General features: G+C 73.1%; 17 protein-coding genes and 2 pseudogenes. 14 read left to right on the top strand and 5 right to left on the bottom strand.

The window, feature by feature from the left end; genetic code table 11:
* Window positions 1–25 precede the first annotated feature (25 nt).
* Together ABZ464_RS26050 and ABZ464_RS26055 are read left to right on the top strand one after the other, a co-directional pair.
* A complete protein-coding gene (locus ABZ464_RS26050) occupies window positions 26–1849 on the top strand; it encodes a family 43 glycosylhydrolase (protein WP_359280238.1) in 1824 nt (607 codons plus the stop codon).
* A gap of 180 nt (window positions 1850–2029) precedes the next feature.
* On the top strand, window positions 2030–3073 hold the full coding sequence (locus tag ABZ464_RS26055; protein WP_359280239.1) for a LacI family DNA-binding transcriptional regulator: 1044 nt from the start codon (window positions 2030–2032) through the stop codon (window positions 3071–3073).
* A 25-nt stretch (window positions 3074–3098) separates the two neighbouring features.
* On the opposite strand, the gene ABZ464_RS26060 is transcribed toward ABZ464_RS26055, so the two are convergent.
* From ABZ464_RS26060 to ABZ464_RS26070, 3 genes and pseudogenes are all read right to left on the bottom strand, one after another.
* Window positions 3099–3725, bottom strand: a complete 627-nt coding sequence (locus ABZ464_RS26060; protein WP_359280241.1) for a hypothetical protein — start codon at window positions 3723–3725, stop codon at window positions 3099–3101.
* 119 nt (window positions 3726–3844) lie between these two features.
* Window positions 3845–4111, bottom strand: a pseudogene (locus ABZ464_RS26065) (carboxyvinyl-carboxyphosphonate phosphorylmutase); the annotation flags it as partial.
* 165 nt (window positions 4112–4276) lie between these two features.
* Complete coding sequence (locus tag ABZ464_RS26070) at window positions 4277–4936, bottom strand: ThuA domain-containing protein (protein WP_359280243.1); 660 nt, start codon at window positions 4934–4936, stop codon at window positions 4277–4279.
* Between the two features lie 98 nt (window positions 4937–5034).
* Between ABZ464_RS26070 and ABZ464_RS26075 the strand changes: the two genes are divergently transcribed.
* Both ABZ464_RS26075 and ABZ464_RS26080 read left to right on the top strand, forming a co-directional pair.
* Window positions 5035–5667 carry a VOC family protein gene (locus ABZ464_RS26075; RefSeq protein WP_359280245.1) on the top strand — a complete coding sequence of 211 codons (633 nt, stop codon included), beginning with the start codon at window positions 5035–5037 and terminating at the stop codon, window positions 5665–5667.
* 60 nt (window positions 5668–5727) lie between these two features.
* On the top strand, window positions 5728–6126 hold the full coding sequence (locus tag ABZ464_RS26080) for a VOC family protein (protein WP_359280247.1): 399 nt from the start codon (window positions 5728–5730) through the stop codon (window positions 6124–6126).
* Here ABZ464_RS26080 and ABZ464_RS26085 read toward each other — a convergent pair.
* A complete protein-coding gene (locus ABZ464_RS26085) occupies window positions 6112–6789 on the bottom strand; it encodes a helix-turn-helix domain-containing protein (RefSeq protein ID WP_359280249.1) in 678 nt (225 codons plus the stop codon). The genes ABZ464_RS26080 and ABZ464_RS26085 overlap by 15 nt on opposite strands.
* Before the next feature lie 1074 nt (window positions 6790–7863).
* Window positions 7864–9045 carry a YihY/virulence factor BrkB family protein gene (locus tag ABZ464_RS26090; RefSeq protein ID WP_359280251.1) on the bottom strand — a complete coding sequence of 394 codons (1182 nt, stop codon included), beginning with the start codon at window positions 9043–9045 and terminating at the stop codon, window positions 7864–7866.
* 124 nt (window positions 9046–9169) lie between these two features.
* On the opposite strand from ABZ464_RS26090, the gene ABZ464_RS26095 reads away from it, so the two are divergent.
* The 10 genes and pseudogenes from ABZ464_RS26095 to ABZ464_RS26140 form a co-directional block, all read left to right on the top strand.
* Entirely contained in the window at window positions 9170–10804 is a 1635-nt protein-coding gene (locus ABZ464_RS26095) for an acyl-CoA dehydrogenase family protein (RefSeq protein ID WP_359280252.1), read from the top strand.
* Window positions 10805–11113: 309 nt separating this feature from the next.
* Entirely contained in the window at window positions 11114–12406 is a 1293-nt protein-coding gene (locus ABZ464_RS26100; protein ID WP_359280254.1) for a GAF domain-containing protein, read from the top strand.
* A 186-nt stretch (window positions 12407–12592) separates the two neighbouring features.
* A complete protein-coding gene (locus ABZ464_RS26105) occupies window positions 12593–13921 on the top strand; it encodes a hypothetical protein (protein ID WP_359280255.1) in 1329 nt (442 codons plus the stop codon).
* 105 nt (window positions 13922–14026) lie between these two features.
* Entirely contained in the window at window positions 14027–14599 is a 573-nt protein-coding gene (locus ABZ464_RS26110) for a GNAT family N-acetyltransferase (RefSeq protein WP_359280257.1), read from the top strand.
* Between the two features lie 151 nt (window positions 14600–14750).
* Window positions 14751–14834: a putative leader peptide gene (locus ABZ464_RS26115; protein WP_309500612.1), complete on the top strand. Its 84-nt coding sequence runs from the start codon at window positions 14751–14753 to the stop codon at window positions 14832–14834.
* Between the two features lie 137 nt (window positions 14835–14971).
* A complete protein-coding gene (locus tag ABZ464_RS26120) occupies window positions 14972–16669 on the top strand; it encodes a nitrite/sulfite reductase (protein WP_359280259.1) in 1698 nt (565 codons plus the stop codon).
* Window positions 16666–16845, top strand: a complete 180-nt coding sequence (locus ABZ464_RS26125) for a hypothetical protein (protein WP_055637400.1) — start codon at window positions 16666–16668, stop codon at window positions 16843–16845. Before ABZ464_RS26120 ends, ABZ464_RS26125 begins: the two co-directional genes overlap by 4 nt.
* Complete coding sequence (locus ABZ464_RS26130; RefSeq protein WP_359280261.1) at window positions 16842–17552, top strand: phosphoadenylyl-sulfate reductase; 711 nt, start codon at window positions 16842–16844, stop codon at window positions 17550–17552. Before ABZ464_RS26125 ends, ABZ464_RS26130 begins: the two co-directional genes overlap by 4 nt.
* A 29-nt stretch (window positions 17553–17581) precedes the next feature.
* Complete coding sequence (cysC, locus tag ABZ464_RS26135) at window positions 17582–18118, top strand: adenylyl-sulfate kinase (RefSeq protein ID WP_359280276.1); 537 nt, start codon at window positions 17582–17584, stop codon at window positions 18116–18118.
* Window positions 18115–18266 (top strand): annotated as a pseudogene (locus tag ABZ464_RS26140) (sulfate adenylyltransferase small subunit); the annotation flags it as partial. The gene cysC and the pseudogene ABZ464_RS26140, both read left to right, overlap by 4 nt.

The raw sequence follows: 18266 nt of genomic DNA on the forward strand, positions 1-18266 counted from the left end.
CCGTGGGCGAAATGGTGGAGACGGTATGCAGTCGACCGCCGACCGTACATCGGACACCGCCCACCACACACCGGCCACCGCCGACCGTACACAGTCGACCGTCGCCCGCAACCCCGTCCTGCGCGGCTTCGCCCCCGACCCCTCCCTGATCCGGGCCGGCGACTGGTACTACGTGGCGACCAGTTCCTTCGAGTGGTTCCCGACCATCCCGATCCACCGGTCCCGCGATCTGGCGCACTGGGAGTACGCGGGCCATGTCGACGGCGCGGCTCCCGGTGGGTCGCTGGCCGGTGTCCCCGATTCGGGTGGCATCTGGGCGCCGTCGCTGAGCTGGGACGGCGAGCGCTTCTGGGTGGTCTACTCCGTCGTGCGGTCGGTCGGCACGCCGTACTTCGACCAGGATACGTACGTGAGCACGGCGACCGGGGTGAGCGGGCCGTGGGCGCCGCCGCGCCGTGTCCCGGGGCACGGTTTCGACCCCGCCCTCTTCCACGAGGACGGCCGGCTCTGGCTGCTCAATCTGCAGAACGACCACCGCCCCGGCGGACAGCGCTTCGCCGGGATCGTCCTGACCGAGCTGGACCGCGACACCCTCGCCCCGCTCGGCGGCACGCACCTGCTGCTCCAGCACGAGCGGCTGATCGAGGGGCCGAAGCTGCTCCGGCACGACGGCTGGTACCACCTGCTCCTGGCCGAGGGCGGCACCGGTTTCGAGCACGGTGTCCGCACCGCCCGCAGCCGCCGGCTCACCGGCCCGTACGAACTCGACGACCGCCCGATGCTGACGTCCCGCGACGACCCGAAGCTGCCGTTGCAGAAGGCGGGGCACGGCGAGTTGGTCCGGACGCCGGAGGGCGAGTGGTTCCTGAGCCATCTCACGGCCCGTCCGCTGCACACCCCGGACGGCCCCCGCTGCACCCTGGGCCGGGAGACCGCGATCCAGGCGGTGATCTGGGACGCCGAGGGAAGGCCCCGACTGCGGCAGGGTGGTTGGCACCCGGCGGTCGAGGTCGCGGTCCCGCGAGCCACAGGAGGGAACGAACAGCCGGACTCCGGGCCATCGGGCCACCACCCGCCCCCCGAAGGGCCGTTGAGCCGCCCCGAGTCGGCCGCCTCCGCCACGGCGGACCAACCCCCCTCCCCCGACACCCCGTTGGGCTGGCCCTGGAGCACCCTGCGTGAACCCCCGGACCCCTCTTGGGCGGACGTCGTCTCCCGTCCGGGCTGGATCCGGCTTCGTGGCCGGCAGGGGCCGGAGTCCCGCTGGGCGCAGAGTCTGCTCGCCCAGCGTCTGACGGAACACCGGGCGACCGCCCAAGTCACGGTCGAAGCACGGCCGTTGACCTTCACGCAGGCCGCGGGACTGATCCTGCGGTACGACGCGGAGGCGTACCTCTCACTGGACCTGACGTGGGCGGAGCCCCTAGGGGAGCCGCAGCGGGGGCAGCAGTGGGAGGGCGGGGGCCGGACCGTGCTGAGCCTGGTGGAGCGGGACGGGACGGGGACGCGGCAGGCGGCGGTCGTGGAGATCGACGCGAGCGGGCCGGTCACGCTGGGGGTGACCGTGGAGGGGGCGGAGGCGCGTTTCTGGTATGCGCGGGAAGCGCGGGAGGGGCAGGAAGCGCGGGAGGGGCAGGAGGCGCGGGAGGGGCAGGAGGCGCGGGAGGGGCAGGAGGCGGTGCGCACCCCCGTCGGCCCGCCGCTGGACTGCGCCCGGCTGTCCGACGACCACGGCGGCCGGCTGCGCTTCACGGGCACGCTGGCCGGTGTGCACGTACGGGATCTGGTCGACGCGGCGTTCACGGCGGACTTCCGGGACTTCCGGTTGACGTGCACGGCGGCCGACTGAGCCCGGGGTTTCGAAAGTTCCGCGGCCCGAGACGCCGTGAGGCCCCGGCGTCTTCACCTCTCGCCGCCCCGCCCCTAGGATAGCAAGCGCTTTCTGCGAGCCGCCTTGTTCGGATCGGCTCCGAAAGGGCGCTGGTCGAGCTTTCGCTGGCCCTCGGGCGGGCCGGAGAGGTGGTTCCCCATGGTGCGCACGGCGAGTGCGAGCGAGACGGCCGGGCCGACGCTGGCCGTCGTGGCCCGCGAGGCGGGGGTGTCCGTACCCACCGCGTCCAAGGTGGTCAACGGACGGGAGGACGTCGCGCCGGAGACCAGACGCCGGGTCACGGAGGCGCTGGACCGGCTCGGTTATGTGCGCAGGCCGCGGTTCGACGCCTCGAAGCCGCCCCGGCTGGTCGATCTGGTCGTGCACTCGCTGGAGAGTTCCTGGTCGGGCGCGGTGCTGCACGGGGTGGAGGAGGCGGCGCACGACGCGGGGCTGGACGTGGTGGTCTCGGCGGCGCTGTCGCGGACCCGGGCCGGCCGGCCGCAGCGGGGCTGGCTGGACAAACTGACCGTGCGCGGTTCGGCCGGAGTGCTGTTCAACCTGGCCGAGTTGACGGACTCTCAGTACGCGTGGCTGGAGCAGCACCGTACGCCGTTCGTGATGATCGATCCGGCGGTGGAGCCGCCGCCGGACGTGGTGTCGGTGGGGGCGGCGAACTGGCAGGGCGGGGTGACCGCGACCGAGCATTTGCTGGCGCTCGGGCATGAGCGGATCGCCGTGATCGCCGGACCGCGCCGGAAGATGTGCAGCAGCGCGCGGGTGGCGGGGTACCGTTCGGCGCTGGCGGCGGCGGGGCTGCCGCATCGCGCGGAGTATGTGCGCAACGGCGGTTTCGACGAGTCCACCGCGCACCGGCGGATGCGCGAGCTCCTCGACCTTCCCGAGCCGCCGACGGCGGTCTTCGTCTGCTCCGACGCGATGGCCCTCGGCGTCTACCGGGCGGCGCTGGAACGGGGGTTGAGGATCCCGTACGACATCAGCGTGGTCGGTTTCGACGATCTGCCGGAGTCCCGCTGGACGACCCCCGCCCTGACCACCGTCCGCCAGCCGCTGGCCGAGATGGCGGCGACGGCTCTGCGGCTGCTGGTGCGGATGATGGACGGCGAGCGCCCGGAGGGCACCCGGACGGAGTTGTCGACCCGCCTGGTGGAACGGGCGAGCACGGCTGCGCCGAGGCGCTGAGACCGGGGTCCGGCGCCGGGGACGCTCACCGGCCGCCGTCGCGTACGAGGAGCAGGTCGCGGTCTTCGGCGAGGGCGGCGTCGGTCCAGGACGGGAGGATGTCGTCGAGCAGCCAGGCGACCTCCTCGATGTCGTCGTCGCCGTTGGGGAGGAGGTCGTGGTCGGCGTCGATCCGTTCACTGTCGAAGGCGGCGAGTTCGGCGCGGAGGCGGGCGAGTTCGGCCCTCGGAGCGAGCATGGGGAAGGGCAAGGGATCGTGGTCGGGACCCGGCCCGTGCCAGGGGAAGGTCCAGCACCGGCCCCAGAGGGCGGACAGGACGGTGAGGTCCCAGGCGCGGAACGTGTCCTCGAGCCGGCGCCGGTCGCGGCCCGGCGGGACGATCGATCCGATCCGATGCCCGGCGGTGGGGCCGAGGAGTTCCAGCAGCCACCCGTATCCGCCGGGGCGGGAGGGGTCGGGCCGGCCGGTGACGATCTCCCGCAGCGCCGGCTCCACCTCGGCCGCCTGGCGGGCCCGCAACAGCGCGCCGGACGCGCCCAGTTCAGGGATTCCGCCCAGAGCGGCGCGGACCAGGGCGTCGTCGTGGGAGCCGACCATGCCGAGGAATCCGTCGGCGTCGACGGCGTATGCCGAGAGGTACTGTTCAGCCACGCCGTCAGCCTAGGCGGGCGCCGGGCTGTTCCCCGAGGGGGATCGAGGTCGTCGGCGCCGGCCGACCGGGCCGACCGGTGGGACCGCTGGGGCGGTGCATCCCTGCGGCCGGCGGCCGGTCACGCGTCCAGTTCGGCCGGTTCCCGAGTCCCGGCGCGCGGCCCCGGAGTGGGCGTGTCCGCCCGCGTGCCGCGGCTGCGGGCGATGTTGCGTTCCAGCAGCCGGGTCGCCGTCCCGACGCCCACCCCCTGGGCGCCGCTTCTCGGCTCGGGCAGTCGGCCGTCCGTGCGGCGGAGTTCGGCGAGGGCGGAGTGCACGGCCTCGTGGGCGGCGAACAGGCAGGGGGTGCTGTAGACGGCGACGTCCACGCCGAGGGCGGCGAGTTCACGGCGATCCGCTCGCGCAGCTTGGTCCCGTAAGTCAACGTCCGGCTCCTCCTGACCGTTCCTTCACCCCTCCACCGGACAGGAGGATCTCGGGGGCGTCGGGCCGGAGCGTCCCGGCGCGGGGTTCACTCACCCCGATGGCGGAGGCGGTTCACCGCAGAAACGTCACTGGGCGTCGCGGCCCACCCGGGCCGCCCAGGCGATGCCGCCCCGCAGATGGGCCAGGAAGTCGGGGTCGCGGTAGGCCTCGGAGGCGTGTCCGAGGGCGGTGTAGAAGACACGGCCCGCGCCTTCGTCGCGGCACCACACGAGGGGGTGGTCGGCGCCCATCCCGCCGCCCTCGTACGAGGATTCGTCGGCGCCGGCGAGGACGCGGACCCGGCCGCGGGGGTTGGCGCGGAAGTCGTACCACTCGTCGGTGAAGTCCCAGACCGTGGGCAGATGCCGGGTGGCGGGGTGGTCGTGGTCCTCGATGACCGCCTTGCCGGGCTGGTACGCGGGGTGGCGGTCGAAGCGGGCGCCGAGGAGTTCGCCGTAGTACGGCCAGTCGTACTCGGTGCAGGCCGCGGCGTGCACGCCGACGAAGCCGCCGCCCGCGCCGACGTACCCGGCGAGGCGTGCGCGTCCGGCGGGGGTGAGGACCTCGCCGCTGGTGGACAGGAAGACCACGGCCGCGTACCCGTCCAGGGGGGCCTCCAGGGCCGCCGGGTCCTCGCTGTGGTCGACGGTGAAGCCGTCCAGGGCCTGTACGGCGGTGACGGCGTCCGGGATGGAGTCGTGGCGGTAGGCGGTGGTGCGGGTGTACACGAGCAGGCGGGCGGTCATACGCCGAGCCTAGGGCCGGGGGCGGCCGGGTCACAGAGAGATCGTCGAGCGAAACTTTCCGTGCCCGGGTCGAGGGCGGGCGCGTAGGCTCGGACGGGATGAACACCATTCCCGCACGTCTCGACCACATCGTCCTCGCGACCCCCGAACTGGCGGCGACGGTCGCGGAGTTCACCCGGCGCACGGGGGTGGCGCCCGCGCCGGGCGGGGTGCATCTCGGGCACGGCACCCGCAATCATCTGGTGGGGCTGGGCGGTGGCGCGTATCTGGAGATCCTCGGTCCTGATCCGGAGCAGCCCGCGCCGGCGGGTCCGCGTCCGTTCGGCGTGGACGGTCTCGACCGGGCGCGGATCCTCACCTGGGCGATCACTCCCCCGGACCTGGACGCGACGGTGGCGGCGGCCCGGGCCCGGGGGTACGACCCGGGTGACGTACGGGAGATGAGCCGGCGGCGGCCCGACGGCACGCTGCTGCGGTGGCGGCTGACCGACGGCGGCCGCCCGCACCCGTCCGGTCTGGTGCCGTTCCTCATCGACTGGGGTGCGGCGCCCCACCCGTCCGCGTCCGGGCTGCCGGTGACCCCGTTGCGGGAGCTGACCGCCACCGCCCCCGATCCCGAGGAGCTCGGCCCGTTGCTGTCCGTCCTCGGCACGGATCTGCGGGTCACAAAGGGGCCGGCGGCGTTCTCCTGCACGCTGGACACGCCGCACGGGCCGGTGACCTTCGGCTGACGAGGGCGGGGTGTCCGTTTCCTTCAAGACCGGTTGGGCCGCGGTGCCTACGGTGGCCGTATGAGTACACGATTCGATGCCATCGGGCTGGTGGTCTCCGACATGGCCGCCTCCGTCGCCTTCTACCGCCGGCTGGGGTTCGCGTTCCCCGACGGCGCCGAGCGGGAGCCGCACACCGAGGCGGAGCTGCCGGGCGGGCTGCGGCTGCTGCTGGACACCGAGGACACCGTGCGGTCCTTCCATCCGGGCTGGCGTGCGCCGTCCGGGGGCGGCCGGGCCTCGCTCGCGCTGCGCTGCGACGGGCCGGCCGAGGTCGACACGGTGTACGAGGAGCTGGTGGGCGCCGGACATCACGGCGAGCTGAAGCCGTGGGACGCGTTCTGGGGCCAGCGGTACGCCGTCGTGCACGACCCGGACGGCAACGGCGTCGACCTGTTCGCGCCGCTACCGCAGCAGTAGGGCGCTCAGTGTCGTGCCGGTGAACTCCCGTACGTCCCGGGCGAGATGGGCCTGGTCGGCGTATCCGGCGCGGGCCGCCGTGTCCGCGTACGGCACTCCGGCGCGGGCGAGGTCGAGGGCGCGCCGCAGCCGGAGGATCCGGGCGAGGGTCTTCGGGCCGTAACCGAAGGCGGTGAGGGAGCGGCGGTGCAGCCGGCGGGCGCCGAGGCCGAGTGCGTCGGCGGTGGCGGCGACGGAGCGGCCCTCGGCGAGCGCCGTGACCAGGTGGCGCAGTGCGGGGTCGGGTGGCATGGCCCGCTCCAGGGCGAGGTCCTCCAGTGCGGTGGCCGGGTCGGGGGCGGCGGCGACGCGGGCGGTCAGCCGGCGTACGCGGGCGGCCGGCCACAGGTCGGCCAGGTCCACGCGGCGGTCGCGCAGCGCGTGGGCCGGTACGCCGAGCAGGTCGGGTGCGGTGCCGGGGTAGAAGCGGACGCCGGCCCAGGCGCTGGGCGGGCCGTCGGGGAGGTGGGCGTGGGTGTCGGGGCCGGCGACGAGCAGGCGGCCGTCGTTCCACAGCAGGTCCATGCAGCCGTCGGGCAGCACGGGGCGGGCGTCGGGCCCCGGGACGGGCGCGTTCGTCCAGACCACTGCGCCGGCCAGCCGGGAGGCCCGTTCCTGATACACGTACGCCAGGCTACGCCGCCTGCGGCGGCACGCTCCCTGAGTCCGGTACGGGGGCCGGAAGGCGGGGGTGGAACGCGGGGGCGGAAGGCGGAGGCGGAGACGGAACGCGGAGACGGAGGCGGAACACGGAGGCGGAGACGGAGACGGAGGCGGAGACGGAAGTCGGAGGCGGAGACGGAAGTCGGAGGCGGAGACGGAAGTCGGACGCGGAGACGGAACGCGGCGTCGGTCACCTACCGGTCATGCGGCACGGCGGGGCGTCACAAGGACCGCTGGACCGCATGGCCACCGAGCCACCGCACCACCGGGCGCCGCCGAGCCCCCGGACCACGGGGCCGCCAAGCCCCCGGCACGCCGGGCCGCATGACCACCGGGCCCACCGCCCCTTGGCCCGCCAAGCCCCCGGACTGCCGGACTGCCGGACTGCCGAGCCTCCGGACCACCGGGCCGCATGACCACCGGGCCCCCGCCCCTTGGCCCGCCGAGCCCCGGACTACCGGGCCCCCGCCCCCGGACCGCATGGCCGCCGGGACCCCGGATCCCCGGATCGCCAGGCCCGCCGGGCCGCAGGGCCATCGAGCCACCAGGCCGCAGTGCCACCAGGCCCGCCGAGCCGCAGGGCCGCAGGGCCGCAGAGCCGCAGAGCCGCAGAGCCGCAGAGCCGCATGGTCACCGGACCACCGGGCCCCCGGATCGCCGGGCCCACCGGGCCGCATAGCCGCCGAGCCACAGAGCCACAGAGCCACAGAGCCATGGAGCCACCGGACCACCGGATCGCCAGGCCCGCCGAGCCGCAGGACCGCAAGGCCGCAAGCCCGCCGAGCCGCAGACCCGCCGAACCACCGAACCGCCAGGCCGCCAGGCCGCCAGGCCACCAGGCCACCAGGCCACCAGGCCACCAGGCCGCCAGGCCACCAGGTCAGCCGCCAGACCACCGGACCGCCCGGCCGCACAGGCCACCCAAGCCGCCAGGTCAGCCGCCAGACCACCGGACCGCCCGGCCGCACAGGCCACCCAAGCCGCACAGGCCGCCCAGGCCGCCCAGGCCGCCCAGGCCGCCCAGGCCGCCCGTGGTCACTTCCCGGTGTCCCCCGGCTCCTCCCCGTTCGCCCCCGTCGTGCCGTTCGGTTTCGGGGAGGTCTTGGCGTGGGTGCGCAGGCGGGCGGTGACATCGTCGGGGGGCAGGAAGCGGGACCAGCGTTCGGGGAACTCCGAGGGCATGTCGGGGTCGTCGGGGTCGTCGTCGTGGGTGCGGGCGGCGGTCATACGGGCGACGTACTCGGCGGCCTCCTCCTCGCGGAGGCGTTCGTTGGCGGCGCGGGCGGCGGCGGTCGCGGCAGCGGGCCAGACCCGGTCGATGGCGGCGTTGACGGCGGCGCCGACCAGCACGGCGAACGCGGACACGCCGATCCACAGCATGACGGCGACGGCGGCGGCGAGGGAGCCGTAGATGGAGGCGCCCTCGATGGTGTGGGTGAGGTAGATGCGCAGCAGGAAGCTGCCGAGGACCCACATGGCGAGGGCGACGAGCGCGCCGGGGACGTCCTCGATCCACGGAGAGCGCACGGGTACGGACACGTGGTACAGGGTGGTCAGGAAGGCCACGGACAGGACGATCACCACGGGCCAGTACAGGATCTGGACGAGAGTGGTCGACCAGGGCACGATCCGGACGACGGCGTCGGGTCCGGCGACCATGAGGGGCAGGGCGACGGAGCCGATCAGCAGGGCGGCGAGGAACAGCAGGAACGCCACGAGCCGGGTCTTGACGATGCCGCGGACGCCGTCGAGGCCGTACATGACGGTGATGGTGTCGATGAAGACGTTGACGGCGCGGGAGCCGGACCACAGGGCGAACAGGAAGCCTATGGAGATGACGTCGGGGCGGCCGCCCTTCATGACGTCGTCGAGGATGGGCTGGGCGATCTGGGCGACGCCCTTGTCGGACAGGACGGTGCGGGACGCTTCGAGGAGGTTGCTCTCCAGGCTGCTGATGGAGTCGGTGCCGGTCCAGTCGTCGACGTAGCCGAGCAGGCCGATGAGGCTGAGCAGCAGGGGCGGCACGGACAGCAGGGTGAAGAACGCGGCCTCGGCGGCGAGGCCGAGGATGCGGTACTCGATGCAGGAGTTGACGGTGTCCTTCAACAGCAGCCAGGCGGTCCGGCGCTTGGAGACGTTCCGGTAGAGGGCACGCGCCCGGTGGAGGCGTCCCGTGGGGCCTCCGGGTTGCTCGGGTGTCTGACTTGCTGGCTGCACGCCCTAAAGGTATCCGCCGTTCGGGTCCGCACTCACCTCCGGCAAGGCCACCTCGCCTGGTCGGGGCGCGGCGCGCGGGGCCTCGGGTCGGCGTCGGGGGCGTACCCGGGGGTAGGTTCGCGGTATGGCAGGCAGCACGCACACCGTGACCAATCAGCCCCCCGAACTGAGCGGGTACGACGTCTACGGCGCCGACCGGGCCCTGGTGTCCGCTGTGGAGCGGCATCTGGATCCGGCGCTGGTGGAGGAGGTGCACGGCGAGCTGTCGGGGCTGGGGCGGGCCGCCGGGTCGGAGCAGTTGCGGGAGTGGGCGGTGGAGGCGGACGGGCATCCGCCGAGGCTGCGGACGCACGACCGGTTCGGGCACCGGGTGGACGAGGTCGACTTCCATCCGGCGTGGCACCGGCTGCTGGGCAAGGGGGTGGGCGCCGGGTTGACGGCGGCGTGGGTGCGGCCGGGCGGGCATGTGCGGCGGGCGGCTGCGTTCGTGGTGTGGACGCAGGTGGAGGCGGGCAACTGCTGTCCGCTGTCGATGACGCACGCGGCGGTGCCGGCGCTGCGGACGGACCCGGAGCTGGCCGCCGAGTGGGAGCCGCGGCTGACGTCCATGGTCTACGACCGTGGTCTGCGGCCCGCGCGGCTGAAGGCGGGGGCGTTGTTCGGGATGGGGATGACGGAGAAGCAGGGCGGCAGCGACGTACGGGCGAACACGACGCGGGCGGTTCCGCTGGCGGAGGCGGGGACGTATGCGCTGACGGGGCACAAGTGGTTCTGTTCGGCGCCGATGTCGGACGCCTTTCTGGTGCTGGCGCAGGCTCCGGGGGGTCTGACGTGTTTCCTGGTGCCGCGGGTGCTGGAGGACGGGGGCCGCAATGTGTTCCGGATCCAGCGGCTGAAGGACAAGCTGGGCAATCGGTCGAACGCGTCGGCGGAGGTGGAGTTCGACGGGACGTGGGCGCGCCGGGTCGGGGAGGAGGGGCGGGGGGTGCGCACGATCATCGACATGGTGGCGGCGACCCGGGTGGACTGTGTGCTGGGGTCGGCGGGGCTGATGCGGCAGGCAGTGGCGCAGGCGGTGCATCACTGCACCTACCGTGAGGCGTTCGGGGGGCGGCTGGTCGACAAGCCGTTGATGCGCAATGTGCTGGCGGATCTGGCGGTGGAGTCGGAGGCGGCGACGACGCTGGGGCTGCGGTTGGCGGCGGCCTGTGACGACGGGGGTGAGCAGGAGCGGGCGTTCCTGCGGATCGCGGTGCCGGCGGCGAAGTACTGGGTGACCAAGCGTTGTGCGCCGCTGGTGGTGGAGGCGGCGGAGTGTCTGGGCGGCAACGGGTACGTGGAGGAGTCGGGGATGCCGCGGCTGGTGCGGGAGTCGCCGCTGAACTCGGTGTGGGAGGGCGCGGGCAATGTGCAGGCGCTCGATGTGCTGCGGGCGTTGCAGCGGGAGCCGGGGGCGTTGGACGCGTATCTGCGGGAGGTGGGGCGGGCGCGCGGGGCGGATCACCGGCTGGACGCGGCGATCAAGGGGCTGTTGACGGAGTTGGCCGATCTGCACGGGGTGGAGGCGCGGGCGCGGCGGCTGGCGGAGCGGTTCGCGCTGGTGCTCCAGGGGGCGCTGCTGGTGCGGTTCGCGCCGCCGGAGGTGGCGGACGCGTTCTGTGCGTCGCGGCTCGGCGGGGACGGGGGTGCGGCGTTCGGGACGCTGCCGCACAGCCTTCCGCTGGCGGCCTTGGTGGAGCGGGCCGCGCCCGTGGGCTGAGCTGGGAGGACAGGTGCGGGGGTGGTGCTGCGCCGACACGGCACCACCCCCGCGGCTTTGGCCCTGCGAGGCCAGAATCGCCGCTCTGGACGGCGTGGCTCAAGTTTCGGACACGGTGTGGATGTTCACCAGGGTTGCAGGGGGTTGCAACTTGTGGGCGGTTGTGACCGGAGTGCACCCCTCCGGCGTGGGTGGGCGGCAAGATGGGGGCCTTCGGCACGACTGGAAACAGTCGGCCGGAGACCGTCGGCCGGAAACGGTCGATCGGAAACTGTCGGTCGAATCGCTCCGTGTCCCCGGGAGGCTCCTGTGGCCCACTCGCCGATGAATGTGTCCCGGCTCGCGGCGGTCGACGCCGCGCGGGCGGCGCGGGTGCTCAACGAGGTGCGTGACGCACGGCTGGCGGGCCGGCGGGCGCGGGTGGCGCCGCGTCCGGTGATCGAGCAGTCCTGGGAGCGGGTGCTGCGCGGCGGGGTGGATCCGGAGCACGGGTTCCCGCCGGGGACGCTGGGCGCGGACGAAGTGCGGCGGCTGCGGGAGGAGTCGCCGCTGCGGGAGGTGCTTCCGGTGCTGCGCGAGGGGCTGTTGTCGGTGGCGGACATGGCGCAGCACATCATGGTGGTCGCCGACGAGGCGGGCCGGGTGCTGTGGCGGGAGGGGTGTTCCCCGGTGCTGCGCAAGGCGGACGGGCTGGGGCTGGAGCCGGGCGCGGACTGGGGTGAGGGGGTGGTCGGCACCAACGGGGTGGGGACGCCGGCGGTGGTGCGGCGGCCGGTGCAGGTGTTCGCCGGTGAGCATTTCGTGCGGTCGCACGGCTCCTGGACGTGTGCGGGGGCGCCGATCTGCGATCCGCGCGACGGGCGGCTGCTCGGTGTGGTCGATGTCAGCGGTCCGCTGGAGACGATGCATCCGGCGACGCTGGCGTGGGTGGAGTCGGTGGCGAAGCTGGCGGAGGCGCGGCTGCGGGAGGTGCATGTGGGGTCGCTGGAGCGGCTGCGGGCGGTGGCGGCGCCGGTGCTGGCGCGGTTGGGCGGCCGGGCGGCGGTGGTGGACGGGGACGGCTGGACGGCGGCGGTGAGCGGGATGCCGTACGTCAACCGGATCGCGCTGCCGAAGTCGCCGTCGGCGGGGCGGCGGTGGCTGCCGGCGCTCGGGCTGTGCGCGCTGGAGCCGCTGGCCGGGGGCTGGTTGGTGCGGTCGGTGGACGAGGCGGGCGGGCGGGTGCCGGGGGACGCCACCCGGATCGTGCTGGATGTGAGCCGGTCGCGGCGCTGGTCGGTGACGGTGTCGGGCGGGGCGGGCACCTGGTCGCACGAACTCAGTCCGCGGCATGCGGAGTTGCTGTATCTGCTGGCGGTGCACCGGGGTGGGCGCAGTGCGTCGGGGCTGGCCGGGGATCTGTTCGGCGATCCGGCGCGCACGGTGACGGTGCGGGCCGAGATGTCGCGGGTACGGCGGTATCTGGGGGGTTTTCTGGAACACCGGCCGTATCGTTTCTGCGAGGAGGCGGAGGTCGAGGTGCGCCTTCCGGCCGACCGGGCGGGCCTGTTGCCGCACTCGACGGCGCCGGCGGTCCTGCGGGACCGGGCCCGTACGCCGTAGCGGCGACGCCCTTACGATCGCGCACTGTAGCGAGAATGCTGCACTCGGTGGCATCTTCCGCATATTTGCGCGGTCTTCGTCCGGGAAGGGCACCGCCTGCCGTAGCATCCCTCTACGGGTCACCCCACCTGCTCCTCGGTCAACGTACGGATCATCAGGCGCAGTTGGCCCGCCTCGGGAGGACGAATGAGACATCGCGGCCGACACCGCCGGCGCAGGCGGGGCAGGGCACTGCGGGGGTTCCTCGCGGGAACCGCCCTCGCCCTCACCGCCGCCGCCACCATGATCAGCGCCTCCCAGGCCACGGTCACCGACGAGGGCCCCGGGGCCCTGAAGCCGCTGGCCGCGTCCACGGGGACCGGGCCGCAGGGGCTGACGCGGGAGATGGTGCCGCGGGCCGACCTGAACCGGCTGGCGGGCGCGATGGGCACGCCGGTGGGGGTGGGCGCGGTTCTCGCCGACGCCGACGGCGCGCTGCGCGACGCGGACGACTGTTCCAGGGCCGAGCGCGCGGACCTGCCGGTCTCCCCGGCGGCCACGCGCGCGTACTGCTGGAACAGGGGCGACACGGAGGGCTGGCAGCCGGGCGCGGTCACCACGTCGGGTGACGCGGACGACGACGGCGTCTGGGGCAGCAACCGGGTCGTGCTCTCCGCCTGGTCGCACACCGGCGGCACCTCGGCCGACCAGGGTCTGGCGCGGGTCGCGTTCGTCGACGCCGACGACCTCGGCCGTCTCTCGTACACCTGGGTGCTGCTGGCCGTGCCGGTGGACGGCGGCCGGGACTACCGGGGGCTGGTCTCCCATGTCTCCGGGATGGTCTGGTACCAGGACAAGCTGCTGGTCACCGCCGACGACGGGGACTCGGCCGCGCTGTACGTGTACGACATGAACCGGGTCCAGCGCGCCGACGTCGTCGGCGAGGCGGTGGGCCGCACGGACGGCGGCTGGTCGGCGCACGGCTACCGGTTCGTCCTGCCGGCCGTCGGCTCCTACCGGCTCGACGGGGCGGACGCCCCGCGGCCCACGACGATCTCCCTCGACCGCAGCACCGCCCCGGACACGCTGGTCGCCGGCGAGTGGACCCTCGACGGCGGGGACCGGGTCGCCCGGCTGTGGCGCTATCCGTTCAGCACGTCCGCGGTCGCCGCGGGCCTGCTGGCCACCGGCGCCGACGGGCGGGCGCGGGTGTCGGAGGCGTACGAGACGAAGCTCACCGGGGTGCGGGGCGTGCTGTCCTACGACGGCGCCTGGTACGTGAGCCGGGCGGCCGGGGCCGGGGATCGGCACGGTGTGCTGTGGCGGCAGACCGCCGCCGAGAAGGACGGGGCGCGGGCCGCGGAGTGCGGCACCGCCGGGTCGCACGCCTGCTGGAGCAGCCGCACGGAGTCCCTCTCCTACTGGGCGGAGACCGGCGAGGTCTGGGCGCAGTCCGGCCGCGTGCTGTTCGCCACACCCCTGTCGACGCTGGCGAGCACGGCGTCGGACCACCCGGCGGGCATGGCGGCACAGTAGAAGGGGGAACGGCGGGGCTCGGGAGGAGGAATCCGGGCCCCGGTCGAGCCGGCGGCCCGTGGACCGCGATCGACAGATCCTCGCCCGCGATGATTCCCTGACCGCATGACCAACATCCCCGTGACCACCTGGTCCCTGGAGCAGACCGCCCCGACCGATCTCCTCCCGGCCGCCGCGCCGGACGGTGACGTCCGGATCGTCCGCGCCGAGGTGCCCTCACCCGAGTTCAGCCGCTTCCTGTACGCCTCCGTCGGCGGCGACATCCGCTGGATCGACCGGCTGGGCTGGCCGTACGCGCGCTGGGCCGAGCATCTGGCGCGCCCGGGGGTCGAGACCTGGGTCGCCCACGACCACGGCACGCCCGCCGGGTACGTGGAGCTTGAGCCGCAGGACGACGGGGTCGTGGAGATCGTCTACTTCGGGCTGATCCCCGCCTTCCGCGGGCGGCGGATCGGCGGGCATCTGCTGTCGTACGGGGCCGCCCGCGCCTGGGACCTCGGGGACCGCTGGCCGGGCCTGCCGCAGACCAAGCGGGTGTGGCTGCACACCTGCAGCCTGGACGGCGAGCACGCCATGGCGAACTACCGGCGGCGGGGTTTCAAACTGTTCGACACCAAGGTGGAGGAGCAGCCCGAAGTGTCCGCTCCGGGCCCCTGGCCTGGTGCGCACGCCGTCTGACCGGGCCGCGCATACCGGCTCTGACCTGCGGGGACAAGGGGCCGCGCGCACCATGTGATCGAGGACACCCTTGTCTCGCATCTCGGGACAAGGGTGTCCACATGGCGGATAAAGCTGGACTGTGTCCAGATCGCCGTGCCACGCTTCCGTCATGTCTGGAACTGGGATTGCCTTGGTGAGTCGGCGGCACGTCGACCTCGGCCGCATGTCCAGCGCCATCTGTCCGGCGGGCTGACAGCACAGCACCGCCGCGTCTCCTGATCCAGCCTTCCCTCCGCGTTCCCCCCGCGCAACGACGCGCAACTATGCCCCCATGCGCCCGTACGCGCAGGTCAGAGCCGCTTTCCGCCTGTCCCGAAGGACGTATTCACCATGGCCGCCACCCCACAGAACCCTGCCGCCTCCGCGCCCCGCCGCAAGGTGAGCCGTCACCGCGGCGAGGGGCAGTGGGCTATGGGTCACCACACCCCCCTCAACGGCAACGAACAGTTCAAGAAGGACGACGACGGTCTCAATGTGCGGACACGCATTGAGACGATCTACTCCAAGCGCGGCTTCGACTCGATCGACCCCAACGACCTGCGCGGCCGGATGCGCTGGTGGGGGCTGTACACCCAGCGCAAGCCCGGGATCGACGGCGGCAAGACCGCGATCCTGGAGCCGGAGGAGCTGGACGACAAGTACTTCATGCTGCGGGTGCGCATCGACGGCGGCCGGCTGACGACGCAGCAGCTGCGGGTGATCGGTGAGATCTCGCAGGAGTTCGCCCGGGGCAGCGCGGACATCACGGACCGGCAGAACATCCAGCTGCACTGGATCCGCATCGAGGACGTCCCGGAGATCTGGAACCGCCTCGAGGCCGTCGGTCTGTCCACCACCGAGGCCTGTGGCGACTGCCCGCGTGTGGTGATCGGCTCGCCGGTCGCCGGCATCGCCGAGGACGAGATCATCGACGGCACCTGGGCGATCGACGAAATCCAGAAGCGGTACATCGGCAGCAAGGAGTTCTCCAACCTGCCGCGCAAGTTCAAGTCCGCGATCTCCGGCTCCCCGCTGCTTGACGTGGTGCACGAGATCAACGACATCGCGTTCGTCGGCGTGGAGCACCCCGAGCACGGCCCCGGCTTCGACCTGTGGGTCGGCGGCGGTCTGTCCACCAACCCGAAGATCGGCGTCCGGCTCGGCGCCTGGGTGCCGCTGGCCGAGGTCCCCGACGTGTGGGCCGGGGTGATCGGCATCTTCCGGGACTACGGCTACCGCCGGCTGCGCAACCGCGCCCGGCTGAAGTTCCTGGTCGCCGACTGGGGCCCGGAGAAGTTCCGCCAGGTGCTCCAGGACGAGTACCTCGAGCGTGAGCTGGTCGACGGCCCCGCGCCCGCCGAACCCACCTCGCGCTGGCGCGACCACGTCGGCGTGCACCGGCAGCAGGACGGCAACTTCTACGTCGGGTTCGCCCCGCGCGTCGGCCGGGTGGACGGCGCGACCCTGGCGAAGATCGCCGACCTCGCCGAGGCCCATGGCTCGGGCCGGGTGCGGACCACCGTCGAACAGAAGATGATCATCCTCGATGTGGTGGAGGACCAGGTCGAGTCGCTGGTCGAGGCCCTCCAGGCGCTGGACCTGACCGCGAAGCCGTCCCCGTTCCGGCGCGGCACCATGGCCTGCACCGGCATCGAGTACTGCAAGCTCGCCATCGTCGAGACCAAGCAGCGCGGCTCCTCCCTGATCGACGAGCTGGAGCGGCGGCTGCCGGACTTCGACGAGCCGCTGACCATCAACCTCAACGGCTGCCCGAACGCCTGCGCCCGGATCCAGGTCGCGGACATCGGTCTCAAGGGCCAGCTGGTCCTCGACGACAACGGCGAGCAGGTCGAGGGCTACCAGGTGCACCTGGGCGGCGCCCTGGGCCTGGAGGCCGGCTTCGGCCGCAAGGTCCGCGGTCTCAAGGTGACCTCCGAGGAACTGCCCGACTACGTCGAGCGGGTACTCAAGCGCTTCCAGGCCGAGCGCGAGGACGGCGAGCGGTTCGCCGTCTGGGCGGCACGCGCCGGCGAGGAGGCCCTCTCATGAGCGAGCGGGCCGCCCCCTTCCACTGCCCCTACTGCGGCGACGAGGACCTGCGACCGAACGAGCAGGGCCATGGCGCGTGGGAATGCGCGGCCTGCAACCGCGCATTCCAGCTGAAGTTCCTCGGGCTGCTGGCCCGGGGCGTTCAGCGCACCGACACGGGAGGGGACAGGATATGACGACGGTCCAGGAAGGCCGTACGACCGAGGAGTTGAAGGCGCTCGCCGAGCAGGCGGGCCGCGATCTCGAAGACGCCTCCGCACTGGAGATCCTCCAGTGGGCGGTGGACACCTTCGGCAAGGGCTTCTGTGTGACCTCCTCCATGGAGGACGCGGTGGTCGCCCATCTGGCGTCCCGCGTCCTCAAGGGCGTGGACGTGGTGTTCCTCGACACCGGCTACCACTTCCCGGAGACCATCGGCACCCGCGACGCGGTCGAGGCCGTGATGGACGTCAACGTCATCACGCTCACCCCGCGCCGGACGGTCGCCGAGCAGGACGCCGAATACGGGCCGAAGTTGCACGACCGCGACCCCGACCTGTGCTGCAAGCTGCGCAAGGTGCAGCCGCTCGAGGAGGGGCTCGCGGGGTACCGGGCCTGGGCCACCGGCCTGCGGCGCGACGAGTCGCCGACCCGGGCGAACACCCCGGTCGTCGGCTGGGACGAGAAGCGGCAGAAGGTCAAGATCTCGCCGATCGCCCGCTGGAGCCAGGACGACGTCGATGCGTACATCACGGAGCACGGCGTACTGTCCAACCCCCTTCTGATGGACGGCTACACCTCCGTCGGCTGCGCCCCCTGCACCCGCCGGGTCCTGGAGGGCGAGGACGCCCGCGCCGGCCGCTGGGCGGGACGCGCCAAGACCGAGTGCGGACTGCACGGCTGACCCCCATGACACAGACATTGGAGAACCACGTGACGACCGGAGCCACCGTCTGGCTCACGGGTCTGCCGAGTGCCGGCAAGACCACCATCGCGTACGAGCTGGCCGGCCGGCTGCGCGAGGAGGGCCACCGTGTCGAGGTACTCGACGGCGACGAGATCCGCGAGTTCATCTCCGCGGGCCTCGGCTTCAGCCGCGAGGACCGGCACACCAATGTGCAGCGCATCGGATTCCTCGCCGAACTGCTCGCCCGTAACGGCGTCAAGGCGCTCGTGCCGGTGATCGCGCCCTACGCGGACAGCCGGGAGGCGGTGCGCAAGCGTCACCAGGAGGGCGGCGCCGCGTACCTGGAGGTGCATGTGGCGACCCCGGTCGAGGTGTGCTCCGTACGCGATGTGAAGGGCCTGTACGCCAAGCAGGCGGCGGGCGAGCTGACCGGGCTGACCGGCGTCGACGACCCGTACGAGTCGCCCGAGTCGCCCGATCTGCGGATCGAGTCCCAGGACCAGACCGTGCAGGAGTCCGCGGCGTCGGTGTACGCGCTGCTCAGCGAGAGGGGTTTGGTGTGACGACCGTCGCCACGGCCGAGGAGGGCACGGCCAGTCCGTACGCCCTCAGCCACCTGGACGCGCTGGAGTCCGAGGCGGTGCACATCTTCCGCGAGGTGGCGGGTGAGTTCGAGAACCCGGTGGTCCTGTTCTCCGGCGGCAAGGACTC

It is taken from the genome of Streptomyces sp. NPDC005820 (assembly GCF_040630255.1).
GTDB lineage: Bacteria > Actinomycetota > Actinomycetes > Streptomycetales > Streptomycetaceae > Streptomyces.

Coding starts and splice junctions, on each gene's coding strand:
- ABZ464_RS26050 (WP_359280238.1), top strand. CDS start 26: ATGCAGTCGACCGCCGACCGTACATCGGACACCGCCCACCACACACCG.
- ABZ464_RS26055 (WP_359280239.1), top strand. CDS start 2,030: ATGGTGCGCACGGCGAGTGCGAGCGAGACGGCCGGGCCGACGCTGGCC.
- ABZ464_RS26070 (WP_359280243.1), bottom strand. CDS start 4,936: ATGACCGCCCGCCTGCTCGTGTACACCCGCACCACCGCCTACCGCCAC.
- ABZ464_RS26075 (WP_359280245.1), top strand. CDS start 5,035: ATGAACACCATTCCCGCACGTCTCGACCACATCGTCCTCGCGACCCCC.
- ABZ464_RS26080 (WP_359280247.1), top strand. CDS start 5,728: ATGAGTACACGATTCGATGCCATCGGGCTGGTGGTCTCCGACATGGCC.
- ABZ464_RS26095 (WP_359280252.1), top strand. CDS start 9,170: ATGGCAGGCAGCACGCACACCGTGACCAATCAGCCCCCCGAACTGAGC.
- ABZ464_RS26105 (WP_359280255.1), top strand. CDS start 12,593: ATGAGACATCGCGGCCGACACCGCCGGCGCAGGCGGGGCAGGGCACTG.
- ABZ464_RS26110 (WP_359280257.1), top strand. CDS start 14,027: ATGACCAACATCCCCGTGACCACCTGGTCCCTGGAGCAGACCGCCCCG.
- ABZ464_RS26115 (WP_309500612.1), top strand. CDS start 14,751: ATGTCTGGAACTGGGATTGCCTTGGTGAGTCGGCGGCACGTCGACCTC.
- ABZ464_RS26120 (WP_359280259.1), top strand. CDS start 14,972: ATGGCCGCCACCCCACAGAACCCTGCCGCCTCCGCGCCCCGCCGCAAG.
- ABZ464_RS26125 (WP_055637400.1), top strand. CDS start 16,666: ATGAGCGAGCGGGCCGCCCCCTTCCACTGCCCCTACTGCGGCGACGAG.
- ABZ464_RS26130 (WP_359280261.1), top strand. CDS start 16,842: ATGACGACGGTCCAGGAAGGCCGTACGACCGAGGAGTTGAAGGCGCTC.